The organism is Ruegeria sp. CI5 (assembly GCF_056536885.1).
Genome location: NZ_JBQFQN010000001.1, coordinates 1,190,470 through 1,206,588, shown reverse-complemented (window position 1 = coordinate 1,206,588; position 16,119 = coordinate 1,190,470). Strand labels below are relative to the sequence as shown.

At 60.3% G+C, this 16,119-nt stretch carries 19 protein-coding genes; 11 read left to right on the top strand and 8 right to left on the bottom strand.

The window, feature by feature from the left end; translation table 11 throughout:
• Positions 1 to 10 precede the first annotated feature (10 nt).
• Entirely contained in the window at positions 11 to 790 is a 780-nt protein-coding gene (locus ACR0BA_RS05990; RefSeq protein ID WP_093964922.1) for a type III pantothenate kinase, read from the top strand.
• Positions 787 to 2,454, top strand: a complete 1,668-nt coding sequence (locus ACR0BA_RS05985; RefSeq protein WP_170364469.1) for a ribonuclease J — start codon at positions 787 to 789, stop codon at positions 2,452 to 2,454. Before ACR0BA_RS05990 ends, ACR0BA_RS05985 begins: the two co-directional genes overlap by 4 nt.
• A gap of 6 nt (positions 2,455 to 2,460) precedes the next feature.
• Here the strand turns inward: ACR0BA_RS05985 and ACR0BA_RS05980 are convergent, their stop codons facing one another.
• Both ACR0BA_RS05980 and ACR0BA_RS05975 read right to left on the bottom strand, forming a co-directional pair.
• Positions 2,461 to 3,162 (bottom strand): NUDIX hydrolase, encoded by a 702-nt coding sequence (locus ACR0BA_RS05980; protein ID WP_170538215.1) that lies wholly within the window; start codon positions 3,160 to 3,162, stop codon positions 2,461 to 2,463.
• Between the two features lie 24 nt (positions 3,163 to 3,186).
• On the bottom strand, positions 3,187 to 3,585 hold the full coding sequence (locus ACR0BA_RS05975; protein WP_170364465.1) for a DUF983 domain-containing protein: 399 nt from the start codon (positions 3,583 to 3,585) through the stop codon (positions 3,187 to 3,189).
• A gap of 218 nt (positions 3,586 to 3,803) precedes the next feature.
• On the opposite strand from ACR0BA_RS05975, the gene ACR0BA_RS05970 reads away from it, so the two are divergent.
• From ACR0BA_RS05970 to ACR0BA_RS05955, 4 genes are read left to right on the top strand one after another with little or no spacing between them, the layout of a single operon-like run.
• Positions 3,804 to 4,271: an EF-hand domain-containing protein gene (locus ACR0BA_RS05970; RefSeq protein WP_170445068.1), complete on the top strand. Its 468-nt coding sequence runs from the start codon at positions 3,804 to 3,806 to the stop codon at positions 4,269 to 4,271.
• 6 nt (positions 4,272 to 4,277) lie between these two features.
• Complete coding sequence (locus ACR0BA_RS05965) at positions 4,278 to 4,892, top strand: RNA polymerase sigma factor (RefSeq protein ID WP_480726907.1); 615 nt, start codon at positions 4,278 to 4,280, stop codon at positions 4,890 to 4,892.
• Positions 4,885 to 5,238: a hypothetical protein gene (locus ACR0BA_RS05960; protein WP_254429904.1), complete on the top strand. Its 354-nt coding sequence runs from the start codon at positions 4,885 to 4,887 to the stop codon at positions 5,236 to 5,238. The genes ACR0BA_RS05965 and ACR0BA_RS05960 overlap by 8 nt, the downstream gene beginning before the upstream one ends.
• Positions 5,235 to 5,705 carry a periplasmic heavy metal sensor gene (locus tag ACR0BA_RS05955; protein WP_170341035.1) on the top strand — a complete coding sequence of 157 codons (471 nt, stop codon included), beginning with the start codon at positions 5,235 to 5,237 and terminating at the stop codon, positions 5,703 to 5,705. The genes ACR0BA_RS05960 and ACR0BA_RS05955 overlap by 4 nt, the downstream gene beginning before the upstream one ends.
• A 5-nt stretch (positions 5,706 to 5,710) precedes the next feature.
• Here ACR0BA_RS05955 and ACR0BA_RS05950 read toward each other — a convergent pair whose 3' ends face one another.
• Positions 5,711 to 7,111 (bottom strand): diguanylate cyclase, encoded by a 1,401-nt coding sequence (locus ACR0BA_RS05950; RefSeq protein ID WP_480726905.1) that lies wholly within the window; start codon positions 7,109 to 7,111, stop codon positions 5,711 to 5,713.
• Positions 7,112 to 7,199: 88 nt separating this feature from the next.
• Between ACR0BA_RS05950 and ACR0BA_RS05945 the strand changes: the two genes are divergently transcribed.
• The 5 genes from ACR0BA_RS05945 to ACR0BA_RS05925 all read left to right on the top strand — a co-directional run bounded on the left by ACR0BA_RS05945 (position 7,200) and on the right by ACR0BA_RS05925 (position 11,603).
• Complete coding sequence (locus ACR0BA_RS05945; RefSeq protein ID WP_480726903.1) at positions 7,200 to 7,484, top strand: DUF3572 domain-containing protein; 285 nt, start codon at positions 7,200 to 7,202, stop codon at positions 7,482 to 7,484.
• Positions 7,485 to 7,510: 26 nt separating this feature from the next.
• On the top strand, positions 7,511 to 8,203 hold the full coding sequence (locus ACR0BA_RS05940) for an HAD family hydrolase (RefSeq protein WP_480726902.1): 693 nt from the start codon (positions 7,511 to 7,513) through the stop codon (positions 8,201 to 8,203).
• 119 nt (positions 8,204 to 8,322) lie between these two features.
• Positions 8,323 to 9,882 carry a trimethylamine methyltransferase family protein gene (locus ACR0BA_RS05935; protein WP_480726900.1) on the top strand — a complete coding sequence of 520 codons (1,560 nt, stop codon included), beginning with the start codon at positions 8,323 to 8,325 and terminating at the stop codon, positions 9,880 to 9,882.
• Positions 9,883 to 10,026: 144 nt separating this feature from the next.
• The gene (locus ACR0BA_RS05930) at positions 10,027 to 10,611 is read left to right on the top strand and encodes a heme NO-binding domain-containing protein (RefSeq protein WP_170365909.1); all 585 of its coding nucleotides are present in this window, start codon (positions 10,027 to 10,029) and stop codon (positions 10,609 to 10,611) included.
• Complete coding sequence (locus ACR0BA_RS05925) at positions 10,611 to 11,603, top strand: GGDEF domain-containing protein (protein WP_170357358.1); 993 nt, start codon at positions 10,611 to 10,613, stop codon at positions 11,601 to 11,603. Before ACR0BA_RS05930 ends, ACR0BA_RS05925 begins: the two co-directional genes overlap by 1 nt.
• A 29-nt stretch (positions 11,604 to 11,632) precedes the next feature.
• On the opposite strand, the gene ACR0BA_RS05920 is transcribed toward ACR0BA_RS05925, so the two are convergent.
• The 5 genes from ACR0BA_RS05920 to ACR0BA_RS05900 form a co-directional block, all read right to left on the bottom strand.
• The gene (locus ACR0BA_RS05920; RefSeq protein ID WP_170420514.1) at positions 11,633 to 12,328 is read right to left on the bottom strand and encodes a CbiX/SirB N-terminal domain-containing protein; all 696 of its coding nucleotides are present in this window, start codon (positions 12,326 to 12,328) and stop codon (positions 11,633 to 11,635) included.
• A 63-nt stretch (positions 12,329 to 12,391) separates the two neighbouring features.
• A complete protein-coding gene (locus ACR0BA_RS05915) occupies positions 12,392 to 13,324 on the bottom strand; it encodes an AEC family transporter (RefSeq protein WP_480726898.1) in 933 nt (310 codons plus the stop codon).
• 61 nt (positions 13,325 to 13,385) lie between these two features.
• Positions 13,386 to 14,183: an MBL fold metallo-hydrolase gene (locus ACR0BA_RS05910; protein ID WP_480726896.1), complete on the bottom strand. Its 798-nt coding sequence runs from the start codon at positions 14,181 to 14,183 to the stop codon at positions 13,386 to 13,388.
• Entirely contained in the window at positions 14,180 to 14,995 is an 816-nt protein-coding gene (locus ACR0BA_RS05905) for a TatD family hydrolase (RefSeq protein ID WP_480726894.1), read from the bottom strand. The genes ACR0BA_RS05910 and ACR0BA_RS05905 overlap by 4 nt, the downstream gene beginning before the upstream one ends.
• Complete coding sequence (locus ACR0BA_RS05900) at positions 14,992 to 16,113, bottom strand: DNA polymerase III subunit delta' (RefSeq protein ID WP_480726893.1); 1,122 nt, start codon at positions 16,111 to 16,113, stop codon at positions 14,992 to 14,994. The genes ACR0BA_RS05905 and ACR0BA_RS05900 overlap by 4 nt, the downstream gene beginning before the upstream one ends.
• Positions 16,114 to 16,119: the final 6 nt, after the last annotated feature.

The window sequence follows — 16,119 nt, the reverse complement described above, 5'->3', positions numbered from 1 at the left end:
AGGGGCGCATATGCTTCTGGCCATTGACTGCGGCAACACGAACACCGTTTTCTCGATCTGGGATGGCGAGAAATTCCTGTGCACGCTGCGCACCTCAACCCACCATGCCCGCACGGCCGATGCCTATTTCACCTGGTACTCGACCCTGGTGAAACATTACGGGATCGAGGCTGACATCACCGACGTCATCATTGCCTCGACGGTGCCGCGGGTGGTGTTCAACCTGCGCGTCTTTGCCGACCGGTTCTTTGGATGCCGGCCGTTGGTGGTGGGCAAGCCCGATTGCGAGTTGCCGGTAGCGCCGCGCGTTGATGAAGGGACGATTCCCGGTCCGGACCGTCTGGCGAATGCGGCCGGTGCCTTTGATCGGCACGGCGGGAATGTCGTGGTGGTGGATTTCGGGACCGCCACGAATTTCGATGTGGTCGCCGCTGATGGCGCCTATGTCGGAGGAGTGATCGCCCCCGGCGTGAACCTCAGTCTCGAGGCCTTGCACCAGGGCGCTGCAGCTCTGCCGCATATCGACGTGACGCGTCCCGAGAAAGTCATCGGCACAAACACGGTTGGATGTATCCAGTCAGGTGTGTATTGGGGGTATTCCGGCCTCATCGAAGGTTTGATCGACAGGATCAAGGCGGAATACGGAATGCCCATGAAGGTCATAGGGACGGGCGGTCTTGCACCGCTGTTCGATCAGGCCGATGTGGGCTTTGATGCAATTGAAGACGATCTGACGATGCACGGGCTTACCGTGATCCATCGCTACAACAAGGATACTGGCTCGGCATGAGCAGCGAAAGACTGATCTACTTGCCGCTCGGCGGCGCGGGCGAAATCGGTATGAACGCCTATGTCTACGGCTATGGCAAACCCGGTCAGGAACGTCTGATCCTGGTCGATCTGGGCGTGACCTTTCCCGACATGGATACAACGCCGGGCGTCGATCTGATCTACGCCGACATTTCGTGGTTGAAGGAACGTGCGGATCGGCTTGAGGCGATCTTCGTCACCCATGCGCACGAGGATCACGTCGGCGCCGTGGCCCATTGTCATGAGGCTCTTGGCGCGCCGGTCTACGCGCGTGCTTTCACCGCAAATATCGCCCGCCGCAAAATGGAAGATGTCGGACATCCGCCCGAAGCCGTGCGCACCGTGTCCGCCTGGCCCGAGCAGATCAAGGCAGGTCCGTTTACGGTCGGATTCCTGCCCGTTTCGCATTCGATCCCCGAGAGTGCGGCGCTGGTGATCGACACGCCGGCCGGCCGTGTCGTGCATACCGGTGATTTCAAACTGGACACCAATCCGGTTGTGGGCGAACCGTTTGATCCCGATCTTTGGGCCGAAGTGGCCAAGCCTGGGGTCAAGGCGTTGGTTTGTGACAGCACCAACGTGTTTTCCTCGCATCCCGGTCGCTCGGAGTCGGAGGTTGGGCCGGCCATCACCCAATTGGTCGAGGACGCGACTGGTATGGTGGTTGCAACGACCTTTGCGTCGAATGTCGCGCGGGTCAAAACGCTGGCCGAGGCCGGGCATCGGGCGGGTCGTTCGGTGGTTCTGTTGGGCCGGGCCATGCGCCGCATGATCGAGGCTGCGACCGAAACCGGTATCCTGTCTGATTTTCCGCGCGTGATCAGCGCTGAGGAAGCCTTGGATCTGCCTCGCCAGAACCTGATGCTGATCGTCACCGGCAGCCAGGGTGAGCGCCGCGCGGCCAGCGCGCAGCTGGCGCGTGGCAAGTACCGGGGGATCGAGCTGAAGGATGGCGACCTGTTCCTGTTCTCCTCGAAGACCATTCCGGGGAATGAACGCGGTGTGATCCGCATCATGAACCAACTGAGCGAAAAAGGCGTCGACGTGGTCGATGACAGCGCTGGCCTGTACCACGTTTCCGGCCACGCCAACCGCCCCGATCTTGAGCAGATGCATGCCTTGGTCGATCCTCAGATCGTCATTCCAATGCACGGTGAACACAGGCATCTGCGGGAACACGCCAAGCTGGCCGAGGCCGCAGGTCGTGCCGGAGTCCTGGCGGTCAATGGCACGATGCTGGATCTGTCGGGGAACGCGCCCGAGGTCGTGGATTATGTCGAGACCGGCCGGACCTACCTGGACGGTTCCGTCAAGATTGGCGCGCTGGACGGTGTGGTGCGGGACCGTATCCGCATGGCTCTGAACGGGCACGTGACCGTAACTGTCATCCTGGACGAAGACGATGAGCCACTGGGCGAACCTTGGTGCGATACCATGGGGCTGCCGGAAACCGGCGTGTCGAGGGCCGGATTGATCGAGGTGCTGGAAGAGGACCTGAACCAGTTCCTGATGCGGGCTGAGGTCAAAACGCTGCGGGACGATGACAAACTGGAAGAAGCCATGCGTCGCATCGTTCGACAAAGTGCGCAGATCGAAATCGGCAAAAAGCCCGAAGTCACGGTTGTGATAAGCCGAATGAAATAAGGCGGCTCAGTCTGTTTCGGGCATCGGGTGTCCCTTGAGGCGCTGGAACAGACTGGCTTCTTCGTTGTTCAGAAAGAACGGCACAGAGTCGGGGGGCGTTGTATCTGATACGCGCGCCTCGACTTCCGACAGAACAACCTCGGTGATGAACGGCAAGTCGAACTCCCGCGCCTGTTCCAGCGGAATCCACTGTAGATGTGACAGTTCATCCGAAGCCTGGCTGAAATCGTCCAGATCACCAGCGATCGCATCTGCGTCCAAAAGAAAAAAACGGGCGTCGAACCGGCGTGGACGTCCGGGCGGGGTTACCGCGCGGAACACGAACTGCAGCGCTTCGGCCGACGGAATGTAGCCTCTTTCCGCGAAGCCGGTCCAGGCATGTGGAACCGGACCCGGCCAGGTGTCGCGGACACCGAGGATAAGGCCGGTCTCCTCCCACAACTCGCGAATTGCCGCTGCCGCCAGTGGCACATGCAGTCCGGCAGGAGCCTGATCGCTCAGCCTTTGTTGGCAAATCTCGGGTACCGGAGTGGCCAGCGGAACTTGCGCGTCCTCAGCATCCACGGCACCCCCCGGAAACACGAACTTGTTCGGCATGAAGGCCGCCGCGGCACCACGTTGGCCCATCAGGATCGACGGGGTTCGAAAACGGTCGCGCAAAACGATGATCGTCGCGGCGTCGCGAATTGCGGATTTGTCCACGGTCATGAGAAGCTCAGCTGCATTGACGGGTCACTTGCTGTCGTCGAACCCGTGCATCTTCCGGGCCCATTGAAAGCCGACGACCGCTCCTTTGAGCCTGGGAAGAAGGAACAGCGACAGGGCAACGCAAGCTATCGAAAAGCCGATTGCCATGGCCCACGGAGACGGGCGCAGGCCGACGTAAGTGACATGCAGCGCCGGAGCCAAAAGGTGTCCGACCAGCAGAATGGTCAAGTAGGCCGGCCCGTCATCTGCCCTGTGGTGAAACAATTCCTGACCGCAGTCTGCGCAGGTATCATTCACCTTCAGGTAGCTGTGCAACAGCTTGCCTTTGCCGCAATTGGGGCATTTGCACCGGAACCCTTTCACGATGGCGGGCCACGTGGGGCGTTCCTCCTGAGAGAGGGTGTCGATGGTTTGATCTGTCATCTTGATACTCGCGCTCGGATTTCGGGGATATTGCGCTTGTTTCATCCCGCAGAAAAGGGGGGTGCGTCGCTTTGCACCGACCCTCTCCAAAATATTGACCGGAAATGCAGGTTTCAATGCCGGAAAAAAATTCGCGGACAGCGACGGAAACTTTGCCGGGCTGCGTTTGAATGAATGTAAGCAGCGGCACAGGGCCGCGACAACAAAGGAAACGAGCAATGAAGAGCGCAAAATTTATCTCTGCCATCATTCTGTCTGCAGTTGCCGTCACCGGGACGGCTGCGCTGGCCAAAGGACCTCGCGACCGTGAACCGGTCAGCTTTCAGGAGCTGGATGCCAACGGGGACGGCCAGGTGACCAAGGCCGAGATGGAGGCCCATCGCCTGCAGAAGTTCACCTCGGCCGATACCGACGGCGACGGAAAGATCAGCGTCGAAGAAATGCAGGCCGAGGCTCAGAAGAAGGCAAACGACCGCGTTTCCGACATGTTCGAGCGTCATGATGCCGACAAAGACGGCTTTCTGACTGCGGACGAGTTGCCGAAACCGCGCCGGGCTGACAAGATGTTTGACCGCCTTGATGCGGATGGAAACGGATCTCTGTCCGAGCAGGAGTTCGCCAATGCACGGGATGGTATGGGTCGGCACCACAAGAAGGGTGACCGCCCGGACCCAGACAACAACTGACGCAGGATGAAGGACGTGCCGTCCCCTGTGCATACTGTCCGCGGCGACACGGTCGCCGCGGATGCCTGCAGCGACGACGTGTTGCTGAAACGGTTTGCCGAAGGCGACGCTCAGGCAGCACGCCTGCTGACCGATCGGTTGGGGCCGCGGTGCTATTCGGTTGCTCTGCGCATGTTGAACAACAGGGCAGAGGCCGAAGACGTAACCCAGGAAGCGATGCTTCGGCTGTGGAAAGTGGCGGCGGACTGGGTTCCGGGGCAGGCCAAGATCTCGACCTGGTTGTACCGCGTGGTCTTGAACCTGTGTGTCGATCTGCGGCGGAAGAAAACGGCAGGCACATTGGACGATGTGCCAGAGCCTGAGGACGACCAGCCCAGTGTCGTGGACCGAATGCAGCAAAACGCCCGCGTGGATGCGTTGCAAGCGGCCTTGGCACAATTGCCGGAACGGCAGCGCGAAGCTGTCATTCTCAGGCATATCGAGGAGTTGTCCAATCCGGAAATCGCGGGAATCATGAGGATTTCCGTAGAAGCGGTAGAAAGTCTTGTTGCCCGCGGAAAGCGGTCGTTGACGGCCATACTGTCAGGCCGTCAGGAAGAGTTGGGGTATGACCATGTCTGACCAAGATACAGAACTGGATCTTTTGTTTGCCGAGGCACGGCAGGCACATGTTGATCTGCCCGACGATTTGGCCGTTCGTATCCTGACGGATGCCGAGGCCATCCGGCTTGCGGCGACAAAAACAGCGAAACCCAAGTCACAGGGGTTTTTGGGCAATCTCGTTGCCGGTCTCGGGGGCTGGCAGGCGCTCAGTGGGCTTGCGGCGGCCAGCGTGGTTGGCGCATGGGTCGGTTTTGCCGCGCCGTCCTTTCTGCCGGACCCGGCAAATTACATAATGACCCAGGATGCATCCTACATGGTCGCCAATCTCGGTCTCGAGGCCGCGTTTCTGGAGGAAGCGGAATGAATGAAGACGTTAAACCCCCAAGGCGCTGGGTGCCTGTGCTATTGGTGGTATCCCTTGGCCTGAACCTGCTGGTCGCCGGGGTGATCATCGGGACTGCGCTGCGGTTTCACGGTGTGCGGGACGATGTTCCTCCCGGATTTGGACCTGCCCTGTACCGCGCTCTTCCTGATCCGGAACGCAAGGCGTTGAGAGGCGATCTGGCCGACAAGCATCGGCGCGGGGCCGAGAAAAGGTCTCGTGATTTCAAGGCGCTTGGCAAAGCGCTGCGGGCCATTCCGTTCGACCGCGATGAAGTCCAGAACCTGCTGGAAGAACAAGCAAGGGCGAATGACGAAATCCAGGCGGCTCTGCAAGAGCAATGGCTGGCTCGGGTTTCGGCCATGTCCGACGAAGAACGAAAAGCTTATGCCGACCGCTTGGAAGACGTGTTGAAGCGGCGCCCGGATCCCAAGAAACGCAAGGACTGACCTGCTTAGGCCGCGTTCTGTTTCATCCACACCTGGTTCCGGCCTGCCTGTTTTGCCGCATAAAGCGCCTTGTCCGCGCATTTGATCAGGCTGTCGGCCGACAGTGAGCCGTCTGGAAGTGGGGAGAAGGGTGGCTCGCATACCTTCAGCCCGATGCTGACCGTCACCGGAAGCCGGGCAGGAATGTCCGCCAGGACGATCGGTACGCTGCTGACGCCGCTGCAGATATCGGCCGCCTTCCTGAGCGCCTTTTCGCGGGTCGCGTTTGGCAGTCCGAACAGGAATTCCTCTCCTCCGATGCGGGCGAGGAAGCCGTCAGGTCCGAAAGCGCGCTTCATCCGTTTTCCGGCCTCGACCAAAACCCTGTCACCGGCACTGTGGCCGTAACGGTCATTGATGGATTTGAAGTGGTCCAGGTCGGCCAGCATGATCGCAAAACCCCGCTGTTTGTGCACCGAACTGTGCAGCAATTGGTCCATCGCGGTCTGTGCGAAACGACGGTTGTTCAGGCCCGTCAGCGTGTCGATCCACGATTCCTCAAGCCCACGGCGCAACGAGTCGCGCATTTGCTCGTCATGCGCCTTGCGTGCAATCAACGCCTCGACCCGAAGCGATACTTCGTCAGGGCAGAACCCTCCGAGGCAAATCGCATCGGCGCCGCGATCCAGGGCCTCGGCGGCAAGAGTGGCGTTGTCATCGGGAATGATTCCGATCAGAGCGGTCCGCCGAGTGCCGGTGCGGGATTTGAGGTCGGCCAACATGTTCAGGCCGGATGGATCGCTGTTCAATTCGACAACAATCGCGTCAGGTATGGTGCCGGACAAGACTCCGCTGAGGTTGGGCAGGGTATGGCTGCACACCGAATGCTGCGTTCGTCCGTTCAGGGCCTTGTGCCACAGCGTGCGAGTACGTGCGGTGTGGGCCAAGACGGCGATCTGACCATGCCGCGCGGGCGTGATCATTGCTGCGGGGGCTTCGGCAAATCCCACGGATTGAGGGTTGCCACTGTTCTTCAGATCCTGAGTTTCCGCACGGGCGCGCAGCAGGCTTCGCACACGCGCCAGCAACAGCGTATCTTTGAACGGATAGGCCAGAACGTCATCCAGCCCCTCGGACAGGTTCCGCAGCCGGGCGGTCCGATCGTTCTGAGGCGCAATCGCGACCACAGGGACATCCTGCAGGGCCGGAACGGAAAGCATCAGTCTTTTGACGTCGCCCGCGTCTCCGTCGGGTAGTGTCTGGGCCGTCAGCACCAGATCCGGCCGGGTCCGCCGCAGCAACGCCCCAAGACCAGCCAGCTTCTCGCCCTGCACGACATGATACCACGCCGCCGTCAGCTGCACCTTCAGCATGATGCGATTGGTCGAGACCCCGTCGAGGACAAGGATGGTTCCCTGCACGGACATTGTTTTCACCGTAGATTGCATGCCTTGCCAAAGTGTTTATGAGTCTGGTTAACAAACCCTTTCCAAATCTTCGAACCGGGGCCTGATCATGCCGATCTCTGCCGCATTCGCCGAAACTCTGGCCTTGAAAGCGCTTGGGTGGCTTGTTGGGAACGATGAATTGTTGCCTGTTTTCCTTGGTTCGACCGGCGCGTCGACGGATGACCTGAGGGACCGCGCCACAGAGCCCGAGTTTCTTGCTTCGGTGCTGGAATTTCTGATGCTTGACGATTCGTGGGTGTTGGCCTTTTGTGACGCAAACGCTGTCCCCTACGATCAACCGGCCCAAGCCCGAAGCGTCCTGTCAGGCGGCGCGGATGTTCATTGGACCTGAACGGGTCCGCGCAGGAGCAAGAATGCATGTCGATTGATGCGCTGGTTTTTGACAAGGACGGAACCCTGTTTGATTTCGCCGCCACGTGGGGGGCGTTCGGCAAGGCGGTGCTGCTGCGTCTGAGCGAGGGCGACAATGCGCGTGCGTCCGTGCTTGGAAAGAGCATTGGCTTTGACTTCGCGACAGAGACCTATTCCGAGGACAGTATCGTGATCGCTGGCACCGTCGACGAGGTCGCAGACGCCTTGCTCCCAGACCTTGACGGCTGGTCCCGCGAGGATCTGGTTCAGACCTTGAATGCGGCTTCTGCCCATGCGCCTCAGGTCGAGGCCGTTGCGCTTGCACCTTTTCTGCAATTCCTGAAAGACGCCGGCAAGAAGCTGGGTGTTGCGACCAATGACGGCGAGATGCCGGCGAAACGGCACCTGGCCTCGGTCGGAATCGAGACCTATTTCGATTTCATTGCGGGGTATGACAGTGGCCACGGGTTCAAGCCCGGGCCCGGACAGCTGTTGGCCTTTGCCCAACATGTTGGCGTCGCTCCGGACCGGATCGCCATGGTCGGCGACAGTCTGCACGATCTGGAGGCCGGTCGCGCCGCCGGCATGACCACGATCGGTGTTCTGACCGGATTGGCCAGGGTTGAGGATCTTGCACCGATGGCAGATGTCGTTCTTCCCGATATCAGCCACATCCCCGGCTGGCTGAACCTTCGTTAAAGCGCCTTGCCTGAAAATCGGCGGTTCATGAGTTGAAACCGACCTTGGCTGTCGCAGACAGAGCGGCCAGAGGCCGGACTTCGGGTCTTGTTTGAGAGTAACAAACGCCGGAGGAACAGATGGCCGACACGAATACTCGCAAGCGCAGGGGTGGTGGACGCGCAGGCGCTGCAGCGCGCCGCGGTGCGGCAGTCATCGACCAGATGCCATGGAATCCGCCGATCAACATCGACCGGCCAACCGAACCGTTGGGCCCCGAGGGCGTCGAAGCCATCCATGACGGTGCCATGCGTATTCTTGAGGAAATCGGCATCGAGTTCTACAACCAAGAAGCCTTGGAGATCCTGCGTGAGGCCGGATGCATCGTCAACGGCGACAACGTGCGCATGGGCCGTGACTTCGTCATGGAAATGGTCGCAAAGGCGCCGTCGACCTTTACCATCACGCCGCGCAACCCGAACCACACGGTCGAGATCGGCGGCAAGACGATGTTGTTCGGAAATGTCTCGTCACCGCCGAACTACTGGGACATGGAGATCGGCAAGAAGGTACCCGGCAACCGGGAAATGTGCCGGAACCTGTTGAAGCTGACGCAGTATTTCAACTGCATCCATTTTGCCGGGGGCTACCCGGTCGAGCCGGTTGACCTGCACGCCAGCGTCCGGCACCTGGATGTCCTGTATGACAAGCTGACGCTGACGGACAAGGCGATGCATGCCTATTCGCTGGGCAAAGAGCGCGTCGAAGATGTCATGGAAATGGTGCGCATCGCAGGCGGTCTCAGCCACGAGGAATTCGAGGCGTCGCCGCGCATGTACACCAACATCAACTCGACCTCGCCCCTGAAACACGACCACCCGATGATCGACGGGTGCCTGCGTCTGGCCCGGCGGGGGCAGGCCATTGTCGTCACGCCCTTCACTTTGGCGGGGGCGATGGCCCCGGTAACCATGGCCGGTGCCGTTGCGCAGTCGCTGGCCGAGGCGCTGTGTGCGATTGCCTTGTTCCAGTACGTCCGGCCCGGCATCCCATGTGTCATCGGGACGTTCACCTCGAATGTCGACATGAAGTCCGGTGCGCCCGCGTTTGGCACGCCTGAATACATCCGGTCGACCCAGATGACCGGCCAGATGGCGCGGTTCTATGGGCTGCCCTTGCGCTCGTCCGGTGTCTGCGCGGCCAATGTGCCGGACGGCCAAGCTGTCTGGGAGACGTCGAATTCACTCTGGGCGGCGGTGCAGTCGGGGACCAACATGGTCTATCACGCGGCCGGATGGCTGGAGGGCGGCCTGATCGCGAGCCCGGAGAAGTTCATCATGGACTGCGAGATATTGCAGCAAATCCAAAGGTATATGCAGCCTGAGATCTGCGCCACAGGCCCAGACGAAATCGCACTGGAAGCCATCCGAGCGGTCGGGAACGATGGGCACTTCTTTGGCATCCAACACACCCAGGATCGCTATACCACCGCGTTCTATCAACCCTTCCTGAGCGATTGGAAAAACTACGAGGGTTGGGAAGTCGCAGGCGGGATCTGGACAGCCGAACGGGCGCATCTGATGTTCAAGGAGATCATCAACAGCTTTGAGGCTCCGCCCATGGATGAGGCGATCCGAGAGGAACTGGCTGACTTCGTCGCACGTCGCAAAGCCGAAGGGGGCGCGCCGACCGATTTCTGATAGCGCATCATCGGGCAGGCAGCTGGAACGGCAGGATATCTCATCCTGAGATTTCCGTGAATTTTCCGCATCTTGAACTGCCGCATTTGGCCTTTGTTAAGATCTTTGAGGTGGGATCGGCATGAAACCTTTTTGAGGGCATTCATGCACGGATTGATCAACAGGGCAGTTCAATCGTTTGTATGCGCGACCTATGGGCGTGAGCGCTGGCTTCGGGCGACCGAGGCCGCTGAACTTGGGTTCGCCGAGTTCGAAGCGATGCTCGTCTACGACCGGGAAAAGTCATATCGCCTGCTGGACGTGGTCTGCGATCAATTGAACCGTTCGCGGGACGAGTTTCTGGAAGATCTCGGAACCTATCTGGTCTCACACCCCAACATGGAAGGATTGCGGCGCCTTCTGCGCTTTGGCGGCGTTACCTATGTCGAGTTTCTGCAGTCTTTGGATGATCTGGCCGACCGGGTCAAACTGGCGGTCTCTGACCTTGAATTGCCTGCCCTGGAACTGCTGGAGCGTTCGCCCACAGAATTCGAACTGCGCTGCCATCCCGGGCTGGATGGGTATGCCAATGTCATGATCGGGATCTTGCGAGCAATGGCGGACGACTATGGCGCGCTCGTGATTCTGAGGCATGCCGGGCAGAGGGGCGGGGTGGACGTCATCTCGATGGTTCTGGTCGAAAGCGCCTTTGCCGAGGGTCGTCACTTTGATCTGGGGGCGCGGAACTGATGATGGATCTGGATCAACTGGGCAGGATGTTGGAGACGTTGTGCCCGATGTTCACCTTGGTGGATCAGGATGGGCGTATCCTTCAGGTCGGGCCGACACTGCAAAAACTGCGCCCCGACCAGCCGTTGGTTGGCAGCGAATTTCTGGAAATATTTGAACTGGTAAGGCCCAGAACCGTGACGACTATGCCGGCGTTGATGGCGACGGCAGGTACCAAGCTTCATCTCAAGCTTCACGATGAACCGCGCACAGCATTGAAGGGTTTGGTGGCGCCGCTGCCTGACGATGCAGGCGCGGTTATCAACTTGTCCTTCGGGATCTCGATCCTGGACGCTGTACGTGATTATGCACTGACAAGTGCGGATTTCTCGGGAACCGACCTCGCAATTGAATTGCTCTACCTGGTCGAAGCCAAGTCTGCGGCGATGGAGGCTTCGAGGTCGTTGAACCTGCGGCTTCAGGGGGCAATGCTTGCGGCCGAGGAACAGGCCTATACGGATACTCTGACCGGCCTCAAGAACCGGCGCGCGATGGACCACATTCTCGAGCATTTGGTTTCAACGAAATCCACTTTTGCGTTGATGCATCTGGACCTGGATTTCTTCAAAGCCGTGAACGACGAATTGGGGCATGCCGCGGGCGACTATGTGCTGTCCCAGGCCGCCCGGATCATGCTGGAAGAAACCCGCAGCGACGACACGGTCGCCCGGATCGGCGGCGATGAATTTGTTCTGATATTCAAAAGCCTGTCGAGCAGGGCTCAGCTTGAACGGATCGCCAATCGCCTGATTGGCCGCCTTCAGAAACCGATGGTTTTCGAGGGCGAGACCTGCGCGATTTCGGCGAGCATCGGGACCGCACTTACGTCACAGTTTCTGTCCCCGAAACCGGCTGAGATTCTGCACGCGGCGGATTTGGCCCTTTACGAGGCCAAGCGAAACGGTCGGTCGTGCCATCGCTTCTATTCCGAAGAGGCGCGGGCACCGGAGTAGACCGGTGCGTCGGTAGGCTGGTTGCTTGACTACTCAGCGAAAGCCCCGTCCAATGTCCGCGCGATGTGCGACTGGATTTCATCCAACTCGCCGACCACAGGCAGCACCGGGCCACGAAATGCGGCCTTGCCCAGCTCGGCGGGAATATCATCCAACACGTGGCCCCCGGTGCAGGCAAAGAACGGCAGGCAGATCGCATGATCCCCGGTCATTTGGGCGGCGTCACTGATCGATGGGGGTTCTTCGACAAATCCACAGCGGATTGATTTCAGTGATATCAACCCGGCCAAACGGTCAGCGAATTCGTGGGTGACGGCTGCCGGGTTGCGGCTGCGGCCTGAGCCGTGTGCGGCAATAAGCAGATCCGTGGATGTGGTGCTCCAACCTAGCTCGTCGATCAAGGGTTGCAGGGCGCGCGCCACCAGGTTGGGTAGCTGCGGGTCAACGCCCAGCGGGTCGAGTTGCCGAACTGCGCGCCCTTCAAGGCGTTTGGGAAGCGCAGAAGTCACGAACCACCCTTTCGCCATGAACAATGGAAAAATCGCGCTGCCGTCCGGAATCTCATCAAGGACCTTTTCCAGCGCGCCTGGCGCGGCGAGGGTCGCCGATCTGACTGTGACTCTATCCGTCAGTTGATCGATCCGAGCGGCCAGTCTGGCCAGAGATGCCTCGGCCGGGTCTGGGTCGGATGGTTGGCCATGCGCTACGATGACGGCAGTCGGCATGCTGGGGCTTCCTTGTTCTGTTTCGGGATAGGTGTGGCGCCCTCCCGCAAAGTCAATTCGTCTTTAGCCGAGCAACGTCAACCACATCCATACCGTAAGAATGGACACGCCTGTGCCAATCAACACCGAAGAGGCGGCAACTCGTTTGGCCCGGCCGTACATATTGGCGAAAATGTAGGCGTTGAAACCGGGCGCCATCGCCGCGTTCAGAACGCCCGAGCGGAAAAGATCTTGCGGCAGGGCGGTCGCTGTACCGAACAACCAAACCAGGCTTGGATGCAGAACAAGTGAAACGCAGCAAACATAGCCGATTGTCCGCAGGTCACCTTCGGGCTTGTATTTGACCAGAACTCCGCCCAGGGCGAATAGGGCACCGGGCAATGCTGCGCGGGTCACCAGGCTCAGGGCCTCGTCTGCCACAGCCGGAATACCGACACCCGTGAGGTTGACGATGAAGCCCAAAGCGATACCCAGGATCAGTGCGTTCTTGAACATTGCCGAAAGCACCGATCGGGCCATGCGCATACCGCCATTGCCTCGGTTGCGGATGACCTCCATCACGGTTATGCCGACGCAGTAGCAGCACGGCGAGTGGAACGCGATGATCGCATAGTTTCCGGTCAGGTTGTCGGGCCCATAGGCGCGTTCGGTGATCGGCAGGCCCAGCAGGACCGAGTTCGAGAACAGACAGCAGAACCCGATTGCGACGCAGTCTTCCCATTCGCGCTTGAATATCAGGCGAGCGCCGAAAACCCCCGCAAGGAAACACAGAGCTGCGGCGGTATAGAAACTGCCCAGAAGGCGCGGGTCAAAGCTGGCGCTCAGGTCCAGATGGGCGATGGCCAGAAACAGCAGGCAGGGGATTGCGAACCCCTGCGTGAACTTCATCAACCCGTCAATATGAACTTCTTTGAAGTAGCCCGTCAGCGTCGAGACATAACCAGCCCCAATCACAAGAAAGACCGGAAGGATGACGTCGATCAGGCTTTGCAACATCTCAAGACCTCAATCCAGGCTGTTCGGTCAGAGCTGGGGGAAGCGCGTGCAATCCGATGTCCTACAATGGCTGCCGGATCACCATGCCGTCATAGGCAGGCTCGACATGGTCCGGGGTCTCGGCATCGACGGCTGCATAGTCCAGATCGATGTGCATATTGGTCAGAACCGCCCGAGCCGGATTTAGCTGTTCGATCCAGCCAAGGGTCTTTTCCAGGTGGGCATGGGTCGGATGCGGGTTCCGGCGCAGCGCGTCGATCACGAGGCAGTCCAATCCCTGAAGCACGGGCCAGGCATCATCGTAGATTTCCGCAACATCAGGCAGATAGGCCAGGTTGTTCATACGAAAACCAAGCGCATCGATCGATCCGTGGTTCACCTTGAACGGGCGAAACGGGATTGACCCTCCCGGGCCGTCTATCTCGAACGGGCCGTCAATGGTCTTCAGGTCGAGGATCGGTGGATAGGGTGAGCCCTCGGGTTGAATGAAGGCGTAGCCGAACCGCCCTAGCAATGCGTTTTGCGTGTCGCCATCCGCCCAAACGGGCACCCGCGCGCGCATGTTGAAAACGATCATGCGCAGGTCGTCGATGCCGTGCACATGATCGGCATGTGAGTGTGTGTAGACAACCGCGTCGAGGCGTCCGGTTCCGGTGTCCAACAGTTGGCTGCGCATGTCCGGGGTCGTGTCGATCAGAACCGAGGTCGTGCCGTCCGGCCCGTCCCGCTCAACCAGCATCGAGCATCGGCGGCGGATATTGCGCGGATTTTGCGGGTCACAATCTCCCCAATGGCCCCCCAACCGGGGGACACCGCCAGAGGAGCCACAGCCCAAGATCGTGAACCGCAGCATGCTCATGCGGCAACCGGATAGGCGGCCGCCTTCGCAAACAGTCGATCAAAATTCGCTTGAGTCTGCGCGGCGAAATCCGGGTAGTCCATGCCAAACAGTTCGGCGCCGACCCGGGCGGTGAAAGCGGTATAGCCGGGCTCGTTCCGCTTGCCCCGGTGCGGCGGCGGGGCCAGGTATGGTGCGTCGGTCTCTACCAGAATTCGATCGACAGGCGCTGCCGCAAAGATATCCCTCAGCTCTTGGCTTTTTGGAAAGGCCGCGATGCCGGACATGGAGAGGTAGAACCCCAAATCCAACGCTGCCCGTGCCAGTTCGGCCGAGGACGAGAAGCAATGCATCACACAAGAGTAAGGTGCGTTCCGAAACTCGTCCTGCAGGATCGTCGCCATGTCCTCGTCGGCTGCACGGGCGTGAATGATCAGCGGCAGGCCTGTACTTTGGGCGGCCTGAATGTGAACCCGCAACGAGCGTTTTTGGATTTCGGCGCTGTCGGCGGTGTAGTGATAGTCCAGCCCGGTTTCGCCAATGCCGACAAATTTCGGATGTCGGGACAATGCGACGAGTTCGTCGACGCTCGCAAGTGGCTCTTCGGACGCGCTCATGGGGTGGGTGCCCGCAGCGTAGAAAACCGGGGCATATGTTTCGGCGATCGCGCGCACGGTCGGTTCATTGCGCAGACGTGTGCAGATCGTCACCATGCGTGTCACGCCCGCTTCGGCTGCACGAGCGATGATTGCGTCCAACTGGCCCTCGAAATCCGGGAAATCCAGATGGCAATGGCTGTCAGTGATTGCGGGAGGTTGGGGCGTGTCGCTCATCTGCTCGGACCGGCGGTTTCCTGAATCTTGAACACCGTATCTAGGACGACGGCGACAGGGTCAAGGTTCACCGCCTGCCCGTGCCGTGCACGGGCCGTGATGATGGATGCGGCCTCGGCCCAGCCCAAGGCTTGTGGGCGCGAGGATGACAGGCGCAACAGAACTTCGGATTCGTTTGGCGCAGCTTCGGTCTGCGGAGGCGCGCCGGTCGCACCGGTTAGAGCAAGGCGAGACAGAGCGATGTCAATCAGATTTAAAAGCAGGTCATAACGCTCGGCTGCTCCGCGCTGCGCGGCCGCTTCGGCCAAAGCCAGCGCGCGCTGGCGGTCGAGGCGGGGCAGGGTGCCAAGTATCTGGATCAGCTCGGCATAGATCTCCATCCCGCCCAGATTGATCAGCCGTACCGCGTCGCCTACGGAACCGGCGGCCAAAGCCGCGAGGTGATCGGATTGCGGAGGCAATTCGGCCCCGGTCTGTGCCAGCGCCGATTTCATGTCCTCCGGCGACAGCGGTGACAGGCGCAGGGTACGGCACCGCGAGCGGATCGTCGGCAACAGCCGTGACGGCTGATGCGAAACCAGCAGCAGTGTCGTGCGGGCAGGGGGCTCTTCGAGCATTTTCAACAACGCGTTTGCGGCGCTGACATTCATTTCGTCTGCCGCATCCACGATAACCACGCGGCGCCCGCCGTCCGCTGAACTGAGGCCGAAGAAGCGCCCCAGTTTTCGGATGTCATCGACAACGATTTCGTTACGCAGGCGGCCCTGATCATTCAGGGATCTGGTGATCGCGGCCAGACCGGGTTCGGCCCCCGCCAGCATCCGCGCTGCAACCGGGTGGTCCGGCGCGATGTCGAGTGTCGTCGGAGCCTCGGGCGCGCCGAACAGCCCGTCATCGTGTAGCGGCGGCGTGGCCAGCAGAAACCGCGCGATGCGCCATGCCAGGGTCGCTTTGCCCACGCCACGAGGGCCGGTCAGAAGCCACGCGTGATGCAGCCGGTCAGACGCAAAGGCGGTCAGGAAGGCTTGCTCGGCCGCATCCTGTCCAAACAGCCTGCGTGTCTCGCGCGGGTGAAGCGCGCCGGGCGCCTGGTCCGGTGTGGGTGTGTCGTCGCTCATTCGTGA